The sequence below is a fragment of the Amycolatopsis sp. Hca4 genome, assembly GCF_013364075.1.
In the GTDB taxonomy this organism is placed as follows: Bacteria; Actinomycetota; Actinomycetes; order Mycobacteriales; family Pseudonocardiaceae; genus Amycolatopsis.
Genome location: NZ_CP054925.1, coordinates 9,491,846 through 9,503,713 on the forward strand (window position 1 = coordinate 9,491,846; position 11,868 = coordinate 9,503,713).

Below are 11,868 nucleotides of genomic sequence, written 5' to 3' on the forward strand. Positions count from 1 at the left end.
CGATCACGCGCCTGGCCGGCCGTCGAGGTCCTTCAGGTCGGCCAGGTGCTCCCGCAGCCAGCGTTCGGAGGTGTCGACGTGCATCAGGGCGGCGGCGGTGGCCACCGCCGGGTCGCGGTCGGCCAGCGCGTCGTAGATGGCCTTGTGCTGCGACAGCGTCACGTGCGTGGCACCGCGTTCGACGGTGCCCCGCCAGACTCGCGCGCGCAGGGTGCGCGAGGAGATCCCGTCCAGGAGTGCGGTGAGGGTTTCGTTGCCGGCGGCGCTGACGACCGCGCGGTGGAAGGCCGCGTCGAGCACGGTGAGGCGCTCGACGTCTTCGATCGCCTCGTGCATGGCGTCGAGCAGCTCACCCACGGCCCGCAGCTGCGTGTCGGTGATCCGCGTGGCGGCCAGGCCGGTCGCCGCCGGCTCGAGGAGCCGGCGGACCTCGGTGAGTTCGAGGATGCTCCCGTCCTGCATGAGCGCCACCGCGTTGCCGAGGCCTTCGAGGAGCAGGCTGGGCGCGAGGCTGGTGACGTACGTGCCGTCGCCGCGGCGGACTTCGAGCACCCGGGCCAGCGCGAGCGCCTTCACGGCCTCGCGCGTCGGGCTGCGGGAGATCCCCAGCTCGGTGGCCAGTTCGTGCTCGGGGGGCAGCTTGGCGCCCGCCGGGAACCGGCCGGACCGGACGAACTCCCGGATCCGGTCGATCGCTTCGTCGGTCAACGACCTCGCCATGGCACTCCTTCTCTTGAAGCGCCATTCTAGCATTCGTATGATGTCTTCTGGTTATCGTGGGGAGATTGTTGCGTAGGGTGAATTGATTCACCTATTTCGATACCGAGACGTGTGATGTCTCGGTCAGCGGCCGACGATGTCCATCCGGACGTCGTCGCCCGCCGGGACGACGTACACCGGGTCGACGCCCTTGCGCCAGTGCGCGGCCAGGAGCAGGTACCGCCCCTGGACCGGCTGAAGGAGCACCAGTCCGCTGTACCGGAACTTGTACTTCGCGTCCGGCTGCGCCAGCGGCGCGACGACGACCCCGGGCCCGGCGATCGCGAGCCGCTCGGCGCTGTAGAGGGTGACCGCCGGGCGGGACGGCAGGCCGGCCGCGACCCCGGCCGCAGCCGCTTCCCCCGTCCGGCGCGCATACGCGGCCACGCACCACAGCAGGCCGATCAGTGCCAGCACGGCGAGGATCAGCGGCCGCAGTCCCGGCTTCCCCGGTGACGCCGGCCGCTGCGCCGCGCGCAGCCGGTCGGCGTAGGCGAGCAGCCCGGCCGACAGCAGCAGGACCAGGGGCAGGGTGACAGCGGGTGCCCACGAGACGGCCGGCGGCACCAGGAGCCCGATCGCCAGCGCCGCGAGCGCCGCCGTACCGAGGGCGTGCGCCGCCCGGATCGCGGTCTCGACGATCCTGCGCCCGCGCACGGTCCGTGCGCCCAGCACCGCCGGGAGCAGTACGCCGCGGTGGAACGCGACCGCGAGCAGGGCCACGACACCGATCCCGATCAGCGGCAGGAAGGTCGCGTTGATGCTGCGCAGGGCGAAGTCGGCGGTCGAGTAGCCCAGCAGGCCGACGTCGATCCCGAAGTACCCCCAGGTCGCCTGGGTGCGCACCCAGCCGAAGTAGAAGAGCACCGACGAGAGCAGGACCGTCTGCGAAAGCACCGCCATCGCCCGCGTCCACCACGCGCCCCTGGCCTCCTCCGGCCGGCGGGCGCTACGGAGTGGAGCCGGTCGGCGGGTTCGGCGCACCACTCGGCTCCGACGTGCTGGACGGCGGCTGGGTCATGGTCGGCTCGGGCAGCGTCATCGACGGCCCGCTCGGCTCGGCCGCCCGCGGCGACGAACTGGCCCCCGGCGGCAGCGAGTCACCGCCGACCGGGGCGGTGACCGACGTCGCCGGGGCCGGCGAGTCATCGCATTTCGCGGCCGCCACCAGGGGCAGCAGCCCGAGAGCCGTACTGGCGGCGACCGCGCGGATCAGGGATCTCACGTCCGGGACAGTCGCGGGGATCCGCACGTCCGTAACCGCCGGGGCCGCGGAATCGCCCCAACGGCCCAGCCCCGGTCACGGTTTCGGGCCGTAGACCACGAACGCGTTGCCCCACGGGTCGGCGAGCACCGCACGGATCTCGTGCGGCCCTTCGGCGGCCGGGGACAGCACCGTCGCACCCGCCTCCTGCAGCTGCGCGATCGCGGCGGGGACGTCGGCGACCTTGAAGGACGCCGCGGGCTTACCACCCGTGACGTCTTCCTCGGGGCCGGCCAGCGCGAAGGTGGTGCGGCCGCCGTTCAGCGCCGCGTACCGGTCGCCGTCGGCGAACTTCAGCGGCAGGCCCAGGCCGTCCCGGTAGAACTCGATGGCCTTCGCCACGTCCGGGACGGGGTAGAGCACATTGCCGATCTCACTGCCGGTCTCACTCATCGAAGCCTCCAGACGACCACGGGGTCGGACCGGTCCATCCTCCCAGCGCACCCCCCGCCGGCGCACCTGCCCGGCGGCGGTGGGCCGAACGCGCCTGCTGAATTGCGCGAAGGACCGAATAGGCGCCGATCTCCGTGCCGCTGCAACCGTCGCGTGGACCCGGACGACGTCGTCGCAACCCCGGTGCCGTGGCGGCTGCCCCTCGTCGACGGCGCGGCCTTCTACCGTCCAGGTCATCACCTTGGCCAGCGGTCCGCGGACTCCGGACGGGCACGCTCGACATCGCCTTCAGCAGCTACGCCTCGGTGTTCGCCGCGGTGAAGGAGACCACGACCCGCGCGTGGCTGCACGTCCCGGCCGTCCACGCACCGGCCGGCTGACCGGCTCAGCGGTCCCGGGGCGTGGGCTCGGTGGCCGGCTCCACGGGCGGCGCGCTGCGCCGGAGATCCGCTTCGGTGCGGATCCGGATGCGGTTCGGGTTGGCGACGATGGTGGGGGTGGGGTTGTCGTTCACGTCCGTCCTTTCGACGACCCGTGATTACCCGGGCGCCGGCGTGCCGAACAGTGACCCGCGGCACGCCTCGGCCGGGCTCAGACCACGGTGAAGCTCGCCGAGAGCGTGGCCGCCGAACTGGTGCCCACGTACACCTGGATCTCGCCCGGCTCGACGCGGAAGCGGGCGGTGTTGTCGTAGAACCCGACGTCGTCCGGGGTGAGGGGGAACGAGACCGTCGTCGACGCGCCCGCGGCCAGCGTCACCCGGCGGAAGCCGCGCAGCCTGCGCACCGGCTGGACGATGCTCGCGACCGGGTCGCGCAGGTAGAGCTGGACCACCTCGTCGCCGGCGCGGCCGCCGGTGTTGGTCACCGTCGCGCTCACCTCGATCCGGCCGCCGCGGGCCGGGAGGCGGGTGGCCGACAGCCGCAGGCCGTCGACGCGGAAGGTCGTGTACGACAGGCCGTGACCGAACTCGTAGAGCGGTCCGCTCGCCAGGTCCAGGTACTTGGACGTGTACTTGTTCGCCGGGTCGGCCGGGCGGCCGGTGTTCTCGTGGTTGTAGTAGATCGGGATCTGGCCCACCGCGCGCGGGAAGCTCACCGGCAGCTTGCCGCCCGGGTTGACCACGCCGAAGAGGACGTCCGCGACCGCGTGGCCACCCTGCACGCCCGGTGCCCACGCCTCGAGGATGGCGGGCGCGTTGTCGTGCAGGTACGGGATGGTCAGCGGGCGGCCGTTGACGAGCACGACCACGAACGGCTTCCCGGTCTCCTTGACCGCGGCCACCAGCTGCTGCTGCACCCCGGGCAGGTCGATGCTGCTGCGGGCCGCCGCCTCGCCGCTCATCGCGGCGGTTTCGCCGACGACCACAACCGTCACGTCGGCGGCGCGCGCGGCCTGCTGCGCGGCGGCGAAGCCGCTGGTGTCGGTGCCCTCGACCGCGCAGCCCGGGCTGTAGCCGACGGTGGCGCCGGGTGCAGCGGCCTTGATCCCGTCCACGACGGTCACCGGCGGCGTCGTCCCGGCGCCGGTGCCCAGGCCCGCCCAGGTGCCGTTGAGGTCGTAGGTCGCCGCCCCGAGCGGTCCGACGACGGCGACCGAGCCGACGCTCTTCGCCAGCGGCAGCAGGGATCCCTCGTTCTTGAGCAGCACCATGCACCGCGCGGCCGCCTGCCGCGACGCGGCCAGCGCGGCCGGTGAAGGCGCTTTCACCTCGCCGGCTTCGTCGACGTAGGGACGTTCGAACAGGCCGAGCCGGACCTTGACGAGCAGGATCCGGCGGACGGCGTCGTCGAGCTGGTCCCGGGTGATCCGGCGGTCGGCCAGCAGCCGCTCGGCGAACCGGGCGTAGTTCGTGCTGACCATCTCCATGTCGACACCGGCGGGCAGTGCGGCCGCCGCGGCGTCCGCGCCGTCGCCCGCCAGGCCGTGCCGGATGAGCTCCTCGATGCCGGTGTAGTCGCTGACGACGAAGCCGCGGAAGCCGTAGGCGCCTTTGAGGACGTCGTGCAGGACGTAACCGTTGCCGTGCGCGGGAACGCCGCTGACGGTGTTGAAGCTCGCCATGACGGTGGCGACGCCGGCTTCGACGCTGGCCTTGAACGGCGGCAGGTAGAGGTTGTGCAGCCGCTGCAGGGAGACGTCCACGGTGTTGTAGTCGCGCCCGCCTTCGGCCCCGCCGTAGGCGACGAAGTGCTTGGCGCAGGCGGCAACCCGGTCCGACGAGGAGTAGTCGTCACCCTGGTAGCCGCGCACCTTGGCGACGGCGAACTGCGTGGCCAGGTAGGGGTCTTCGCCGTAGCCCTCGGCGATCCGGCCCCACCGCGGCTCGTGGGTGACGTCCATCATCGGCGCGTAGGTCCAGTGGATCCCGCTGCGGCGCGCCTCCCTCGCCGAGACGGCGGCGTCGGTGCCGGCGACGGCGGGGTCGAAGCTCGCGCCCTGCGCGAGCGGGATGGGGAAGTTGGTGGTGTAGCCGTGGATGACGTCGAGGCCGAAGACCAGCGGGATCTTCAGCCGGGTCTGCTCGACGGCGATGCGTTGCAGCGCATTGAGTTTCGCGGCCCCGACGACGGAGAACACCCCGCCGAGCCGTCCGGCGGCCAGCGCCGCGCGGGCGGTGGTCTCGTCGCCGACGAGCTGGAGCTGGCCGATCTTCTCGGCGAGGGTCATCCGCGCGAGCAGCGCCTCGACGCGGGGATCCCGTTCCGGCCGCGCGGTCTGCGCCTCGGCCGCCGAAGGGGCGAGCAGCCCGGCGGTGGCAACGGAACCGGCGAGGCCGGCGAGCACGCTGCGCCGGTTCACCCCGCCCGCGGCCGTGGTTTCGTGACGCAGCTGCATGGCGGGGACCCTTTCGCGAGGCGGCAAGCGGGGTGGCGGACTCCTTTGATCGGTCTGGTGAGGTCAGCCTAGACCCGGGCGGACACGTCCGCAGAAAAGCGCGGTGCCGCGCGCGCCGGCTCGATTCGACGGATTTCGACGGCGGGGCACGACTTTCCGGGGGCACTTTCGGTCATCCGGTTGACACACCGGGTCGCCTGGTTCCAGCATCAATGCTGCCGAGCAAGCGGTCAAAAGATCACCGGACGCGGCCGCGGCTCACCCGTTCGACCCACTCTCGCCCAAGGATGTGCGGATGTGACCAAGAACCGGTACCCCGGCCATCGTCGCGCCGGCCCCCGCTGACCAGTGGTGACCGAAGAGACCGTCGAAACCAGCGGCGGTCCGGATCCCGCTCCCCTCGAATGTTAGCGTTAACATACGGCTTCGGCGCGGCTTCCCGGAAATGTCTTCCGGGTGGGAGCGCGCCTCGGTTCGTGCTGTCCCCACGGAGGTGACCATGACCGTTCTCGACCTTTCCGATCCGCGGCCGACCCTGGCCGACGTGGCCCGGGCCGCCGGTGTCTCGTCGGCGACGGCGTCGCGGGTGCTCAACGGGTTCCCGCAGGTGCGCGCCGAGACCCGGCGCCAGGTCGAACAGGCCGTGCGCGCCCTCGGCTACGTGCGGCAGCGAGCGGCGCGGGCGGGGGAGGCGCAACGGACCGGCACGGTCGCCGTCGTGCTATGCGAGGACGGCCTGCGGCTGTTCTCCGACCCGTTCTTCGGCCGCATCATGGGCGGCATCGACCGCACGCTCACCGCGGCGGGCATCCAGGTCGTGGTGCTGATGATGCAGGCGGCCGCCCAGGACACCACCTTCCGCTACCTCGCCGGCGGGCACGTCGACGGGGCGCTGTTCGTCAGCACGCACGCGCGGTCCACCACGGCCCTGTCCTGCGTGGACCTCCCGGTCGTCAGCGCCGGCCGGCCGGTGGTCCCCGACCCCGCCCGGTACACGTACGTGGACGTGGACAACCGCGGCGGCGCCGAGGCGGCGGTGCGCCACCTCCAGGCCACCGGACGACGGCGGATCGCGACGGTCGCGGGCCCGAAGGACATGGCGCCGGGCCGCGACCGGCTCACCGGCTACCTCACCGCGATCGCCGGAGCGGGCCCCATCGACGCGGGCGCGGTGGCCCACGGCGACTTCGGCCAGGCCTCCGGCGAGCACGCGATGCGGCGCCTGCTGGACCGGCGCCCGGACCTGGACGCGGTGTTCGTCGCCTCGGACATGATGGCGGTGGGCGCACTGCGCGCCTTGCGCCGCACCGGCCGCCGGGTACCCGACGACGTCGCGGTGGTCGGCTTCGACAACTCACCGGTCTCGCGGACGACCGACCCACCGCTGACAACGGTGAGCCAGCCGGTCGACGCCCTCGGCGCCCGCTCGGCGGGCGAGCTGCTCGCGGCGATCGACGGGACGGCCCGGCGGCCGCGGCGGGTGGTGCTGGGGACCACGTTGGTGGTTCGGGAGTCCGCCTGAGCGGCCGCGCACGCCGCCGGGCGGTCGACACCACCGTGGTGATCCGTGCCGACGTGAGAACTGCGTGAAGCAGCCGGCGGTTCGCTGGTTTTCCCGCGCTCCCCACGGTTGAATACGTCGAATCGAGCGCGCCCTTGTTGACACGACCGGCGGCGCAAACGGATGCTCGGCGGACCGGCCGAACGGCCGAACCTCCACCGGAGGGGGCGACAAGGGGAGCCGAGTCATGACCAGTGCGTCGGCGTCGGCTCCCGCGGTGGGCTGATGGAACCGGAACTGCTCGAGCTCACCGTCACCGTTCCGCACAGCCCCGCGGCGGTGTGGACGATCGTCGGCAGCCCGCACCTCTACCCGCGGTTCGTCCGCGGGATCACCTCGTGCGAGCCCGTTTCCGAGGCGACCGGCCGGGGCGCGCGCTACCGGTACCGCGCCGGTGGCGAGGGCGAGGCCGAGATCTTCGTCCACCGGCGGGACGAGCAGCTGGCCTGGTCCGGGCGGCAGCACCGGATGTCCGTCGTGCTGCGGCCGGTGCCCGGCGGCTGCGCGCTCACCATCCTGCTCACCCTGCTCGACGGCCGCTCGCCGGCGATGCCGCGGATCCGGCAGCGGATCCTGGACGCGGTCGCCGCGATCAGCGACCACCTCGGCGGCGTCCCCGCGGCGGATCCGCCGTCGTCGCGGCCGTCCAAGCGCGAGTTCGCGCGGATCCTGGTGAAGGCCGGCGTCCTCACCCCGGCCCAGCCGGCCGGGACGCTGCGGCAGCTGCGCTCGGTCGGCCGCTGGGGCTCGACGCTGGCCGGAGGCTACGAGGCGGTGGCGCGGCGCGCGCCGGATTCCCTCGCTCTGTGCGACGAGCGCTCCGAGCGGACCTTCGGCGAGCTCGACGACCGCACCTCCCGGCTGGCCGCCGTGCTGGAGCGCCACGACGTCACCGCGGGCTCGCGGGTGCTCCTGATGTGCCGCAACCACAACGCGATGGTCGAGGCGATGATCGCCTGCAGCAAGCTGGGCGCGGACGTGGCCCTGATGAACACCGGGCTGGCGCTCGGGCAGGTCGCCGAGTTCGCGCTGCGGCACGGTTCCCGGCTCGTGCTCGCCGACGCCGAGTTCGCCGCGCTGCGCCGGCGGCTGCCGCCGGAGGTGCCGCAGCTGTGGACGTGGCCGCCGGGGGACGGGTGGCACGGCGCGACGATCGAAGACCTCATCGAAGCGCAGCCGCCCACCCGGATCGCCCCGCCCGCCGAGCCGGGCCGACTCGTCGTGCTCACCTCGGGCACGTCCGGTCCGCCGAAGGGCGCGCGCCGCCCGACCCCGAACAACGTCGCCGACGCCGCCGCGGTGCTGTCGGAAATCCCGCTGCGGGCCGGGGAACCGATCCTGGTCGCCGCCCCGCTGTTCCACACCTGGGGCCTGGCCGCGCTCCAGCTCGGCATGGCGCTGCGGGCGGGTCTGGTGCTGCCCCGGCGGTTCGACCCCGAAGCGACGCTGGCGATGATCGAACGGCAGCGCTGCACGGCGTTGTTCGCGGTGCCGACGATGCTGCGGCGGCTGCTGGACCTGCCGGAGCGCACGCGAGCCCGCTACGACCTGTCTTCCCTGCGCGTGGTCGCCAGCTCCGGCGCCGGGCTGCCGGGCCGGCTGGGCGAGGAGTTCATGGACGCCTTCGGCGACATCCTCTACAACCTGTACGGCTCGACCGAGGTGTCCTGGGCCGCGATCGCCGGACCCCGCGACCTCCGCGCGGCCCGCGGTACGGCCGGCCGCGCCCCGATCGGCACGGTGATCCGCGTCCTGGACCGGGCTGGCGCCCCGGTCCCGCCCGGCGCGACGGGCCGGCTCTACGTGGGCAACCGCCTGCTGTTCGACGGGTACACCGACGGCGAGCAGCTGGACGTCCGCGACGGCCTGATGGACACCGGCGACCGCGGGTACGTCGACGCGAACGGGCTGCTGTTCGTCCAGGGCCGCGAAGACGAGATGATCGTCTCCGGCGGCGAGAACGTGGCCCCGGCACCGGTGGAGGAAGTCCTGCTGGCCCTGCCGGAAGTCCGCGAGGCGGCGGTGGTCGGCGTGCAGGACGCCAAGTACGGCCAGCGCCTGGCGGCCTACCTGGTGCTGGCCCCGGGCGCGCAGCTGGACGAGGACACGGTGCGCTCCCACGTCCGCGAGCGACTGGCGCGGTTCGCCGTGCCGCGGGACGTCGTGTTCGTCGAGGAACTGCCGCGCAACGCCACGGGGAAGGTCGTGAAACGCGCCCTGCGCCGCAACTACCGCTGGTGAACCGGATTGCGCCGACGTTGGTGATCCGGAATGGACGGATTCAGGCCGGACAGCCGACGTCGTCCCGGGGTGCCTCCAGCGTCAGCAGATAGCGGTCCGCGGCCGAACGGGCGCAGGTGCTCTTCGGGTAGACCGCGTGGCCGGCGCCCTCCCACGTCAGCAACGTCGTGTTCGCCGGTGCCTGGCGGTGGAGGGAGAGAGCCCAGGCGTACGGGGTCGCCGGATCGTGGCGGGAGTTCAGCAGCAGGATCCGCGGGGCCCGCCGGATGTCCAGCCGGTGCGGCGGGTTCGCCGGCGGGCCGTGCACACCCAGGCAAGCCATCGCTTCGCCGTGGCCCAGCGTGCTGCCGCGCATGACCGGCCCGCGGCGCAGTTCTTCGGCGTGCAAGGCCGAATACTGCGCGAAACCGCGGATCCGGAGGTCGAAGTCCTGACAGACGACGGCCATGCGGATCGAGTCGTAGTTGTAGGCGAACTGGGCGCTGACCGGCAGGCGGCCGGCGGCGGCGTCGGCGATGACCTGGCCCACGTCGGCCCAGTCGGGGCCGTACATGTCCTTGAGCACCCGGTCGCGCAGGCCGTTCTGCTGCTGTGGCACACCGGCGGTCACCGCCAGGGCTTTCCGCCAGGCGGCGAAGACGTCTTGCCCGTGCAGCGCGCAGGTCGGCGTCCCGTCGCACCACGCGGCGAACCGGCGGAACGCGTCGTCCGCGGCGGCGGCGCGGTCGCCGAGGAACCGCTCGAGGTCGGCGCTGTGGTCGATGGTGCTGTCGAGCACCATCGCCCGCACCCGGTCGCCGTGCAGTTCCGCGTACTCCTGGCCGAGCAGCGTGCCGTAGGAGATGCCGAGGAAGCTGAGCTCCGGCTCGCCGAGCGCGCGGCGGAGCGCCTCCATGTCCCGCGCGTTGGTCGCGGTGTCCGCGTGGTCGAACACCGGGAGGTTGCGGGCGCGGCAGTCGGCGACGGCTTTCTCCTGGTAGTCCCGCAGCGCGGCGAATCCGGCGCGGTCGGTGGGCACGTCGTCCGGCGGCTCACCCGCGCCGGCGCACTCGATGAACTCGCTGCGGCCGGTGCCTCGCACGTCGAAGCCCACGACGTCGAACCGGGCCTGGACCTCCGGGCTGAGCAGGCCCGGGGTCACGGCGAATTCCGCGCTCGCCGAGCCGGGGCCGCCCAGATCGGCCAGCAGCACGCCGAGCCGGTGGGCGGAATCCGTGGCGCGGTGCCGGCCCACCGCCAGCGCGATCGTCGGCCCGTGCGGGGCGTTCCAGTCCAGCGGCACCCGCAGCGTGCCGCATTCGCCGTCCGGGGGAGGACTTTCGGGGTCGTCGGGGCAGGCGGCCCAGGCGACCGGGGCCGGTGCCCAGCCGGTGTCCGCGACCGCGGGGGCGGTGCCGGTCAGCAGAAGTGCGCTCGCCAGAACGGTTCCCAGCACCCGAGGCTCCTCCCCGCGACGACCCGGCCCCGCCGACCGTAGGGGGTGGGCGGTCCGGATCACAAGAGCCGATCAGGCGGGGTCCTCGACAGACCCCGGCCGCGGTGAACAGCGCCCGGGCGGGCCTCGGCGGCGTCGCGGACCAGTTCGTTCACCCGCTTCCCCGGCGAACCGACCCGGTGCCGCGCCGTTCGCCGACGGCCACTCGCCGGACAGGCCGGACCGCGGCCCGTTCGCGTGGCAGGCCGGGTGGTCGGATATTCCTGCGCGACGCCGGATGCCGGTTCGGTTTCGGCGGGGAAACGGCCTTGTTCCATTTCCGGCGCCTTCACCCCGCGCGGCGCGGCCCGCCGCAATCGGGAGTCAGGCTGCGGCTTTCCTGCGCGCACCGCGCTTTCGCGTGGACGGCGCCGCCGATTCCGTCTCGGTACCGTGCGCGCGCTCGTAGGCGGCGACGACTTCGGAGGAGAGGCGGCCGCGTTCGGAGACGTCGAAACCGTTCTCGTTCGCCCAGGCCCGGATCCGCTGGTTGCGCTCGCGGTCGGAGGCGGTGGTCGACTGGCCGGTGGCCACGCGCACCTTCCGGCCGCCGACCCGGCGGGCGGCGCCGATGTAGCGGGCCAGTTCGTCGCGCAGGGCGGCCGCGTTGCGGTCCGAAAGGTCGATTTCGAAGGTGACGCCGTCGAGGCTGAACTGGACGGTCTGTGCGGCGGCGCTGCCGTCGATGTCGTCGAGGATCTCGACCGAGACTTTCTGGGCCACTGGGTGCTCCTGTCGGGTGGATGTGCGCTCTCCGAACGCGAACAAGCACAATGCACGGCGTTCGCGAGGAAGTGTATCCACAACCGGCCCGAAAGGGAATTCAACTCGCGGGAAAAGGGGCGGGTCCGTTCGGCGTAATTGCCCGCATCGCCAGCCGGAAGCCCGGGGTTCGGCCAAGCGCGACCGGGGTGCGGAAATGACCGGTGTCGCCTCAATGGGTGAAGAACGACTTCGCCAGGGCGGCGGCTTCCCGGCGCAGGTGGCCTGCGGTCTACTATGGACGTCCAATCCGGACGGGTGTGCGCGTGGCGGTATTCGCGGTCGCTCCCGTGTGCGGATCGGTGGCGAGGGTGATTCCGAATGCCGTCCCGCGGCCGGGGCCGGGCGGCCGCGCGGGGGTGTGCGGTCGCAATTCCGGCCGTTCCCGGTCGGCGGCGTGGGGGCGCGGTCCGAATGCCGACCATCGCCGGCCGTGCCGGACGGGCCCGGCGCCGGCTGCGCAGGTGGGCCGGTGAGCTGCACCCGGCGGAGCGCGCCGAGCCCCGGCCGCCAGTGCGGACGGACCAAACATGCGTTTTCGGCTATACCTCCCGCCGACGACCTCCCGCCGACGGC

Annotated in this window: 10 protein-coding genes; 2 read left to right on the forward strand and 8 right to left on the reverse strand. The window is 73.1% G+C overall.

The genetic code is table 11. From position 1 onward, the window contains the following. Positions 1-3: 3 nt before the first annotated feature. The 6 genes from HUT10_RS43355 to HUT10_RS43375 form a co-directional block, all read right to left on the reverse strand. Positions 4-720, reverse strand: a complete 717-nt coding sequence (locus HUT10_RS43355; RefSeq protein ID WP_176176517.1) for a FadR/GntR family transcriptional regulator — start codon at positions 718-720, stop codon at positions 4-6. Positions 721-843: 123 nt separating this feature from the next. After that, positions 844-1,662: a hypothetical protein gene (locus tag HUT10_RS43360; protein WP_176176518.1), complete on the reverse strand. Its 819-nt coding sequence runs from the start codon at positions 1,660-1,662 to the stop codon at positions 844-846. Between the two features lie 46 nt (positions 1,663-1,708). Then, positions 1,709-1,984, reverse strand: coding sequence for a hypothetical protein (locus HUT10_RS43365; RefSeq protein WP_176176519.1), 276 nt, complete (start codon positions 1,982-1,984; stop codon positions 1,709-1,711). Positions 1,985-2,059: 75 nt separating this feature from the next. Beyond that, the gene (locus tag HUT10_RS43370; protein ID WP_176176520.1) at positions 2,060-2,416 is read right to left on the reverse strand and encodes a VOC family protein; all 357 of its coding nucleotides are present in this window, start codon (positions 2,414-2,416) and stop codon (positions 2,060-2,062) included. Positions 2,417-2,801: 385 nt separating this feature from the next. Beyond that, positions 2,802-2,930 carry a hypothetical protein gene (locus tag HUT10_RS51945; protein ID WP_303247006.1) on the reverse strand — a complete coding sequence of 43 codons (129 nt, stop codon included), beginning with the start codon at positions 2,928-2,930 and terminating at the stop codon, positions 2,802-2,804. Positions 2,931-3,007: 77 nt separating this feature from the next. After that, a complete protein-coding gene (locus tag HUT10_RS43375) occupies positions 3,008-5,254 on the reverse strand; it encodes a glycoside hydrolase family 3 N-terminal domain-containing protein (protein ID WP_254897272.1) in 2,247 nt (748 codons plus the stop codon). A 499-nt stretch (positions 5,255-5,753) separates the two neighbouring features. On the opposite strand from HUT10_RS43375, the gene HUT10_RS43380 reads away from it, so the two are divergent. Together HUT10_RS43380 and HUT10_RS43385 are read left to right on the forward strand one after the other, a co-directional pair. Beyond that, positions 5,754-6,776 (forward strand): LacI family DNA-binding transcriptional regulator, encoded by a 1,023-nt coding sequence (locus HUT10_RS43380; RefSeq protein ID WP_176176521.1) that lies wholly within the window; start codon positions 5,754-5,756, stop codon positions 6,774-6,776. Positions 6,777-7,040: 264 nt separating this feature from the next. After that, a complete protein-coding gene (locus HUT10_RS43385; RefSeq protein WP_176176522.1) occupies positions 7,041-9,056 on the forward strand; it encodes an AMP-binding protein in 2,016 nt (671 codons plus the stop codon). Between the two features lie 40 nt (positions 9,057-9,096). Here HUT10_RS43385 and HUT10_RS43390 read toward each other — a convergent pair whose 3' ends face one another. Both HUT10_RS43390 and HUT10_RS43395 read right to left on the reverse strand, forming a co-directional pair. Then, the gene (locus HUT10_RS43390; protein ID WP_176176523.1) at positions 9,097-10,491 is read right to left on the reverse strand and encodes an alpha/beta hydrolase; all 1,395 of its coding nucleotides are present in this window, start codon (positions 10,489-10,491) and stop codon (positions 9,097-9,099) included. A 363-nt stretch (positions 10,492-10,854) separates the two neighbouring features. Further along, positions 10,855-11,253 (reverse strand): Lsr2 family protein, encoded by a 399-nt coding sequence (locus HUT10_RS43395; protein WP_176176524.1) that lies wholly within the window; start codon positions 11,251-11,253, stop codon positions 10,855-10,857. Between the last annotated feature and the right edge of the window lie 615 nt (positions 11,254-11,868).

Bases quoted from the DNA above. Each gene is read 5' to 3' on its own strand.
- HUT10_RS43355 (WP_176176517.1), bottom strand. From the start codon at position 720: ATGGCGAGGTCGTTGACCGACGAAGCGATCGACCGGATCCGGGAGTTC.
- HUT10_RS43360 (WP_176176518.1), bottom strand. From the start codon at position 1,662: ATGGCGGTGCTTTCGCAGACGGTCCTGCTCTCGTCGGTGCTCTTCTAC.
- HUT10_RS43370 (WP_176176520.1), bottom strand. From the start codon at position 2,416: ATGAGTGAGACCGGCAGTGAGATCGGCAATGTGCTCTACCCCGTCCCG.
- HUT10_RS43375 (WP_254897272.1), bottom strand. From the start codon at position 5,254: ATGCAGCTGCGTCACGAAACCACGGCCGCGGGCGGGGTGAACCGGCGC.
- HUT10_RS43380 (WP_176176521.1), top strand. From the start codon at position 5,754: ATGACCGTTCTCGACCTTTCCGATCCGCGGCCGACCCTGGCCGACGTG.
- HUT10_RS43385 (WP_176176522.1), top strand. From the start codon at position 7,041: ATGGAACCGGAACTGCTCGAGCTCACCGTCACCGTTCCGCACAGCCCC.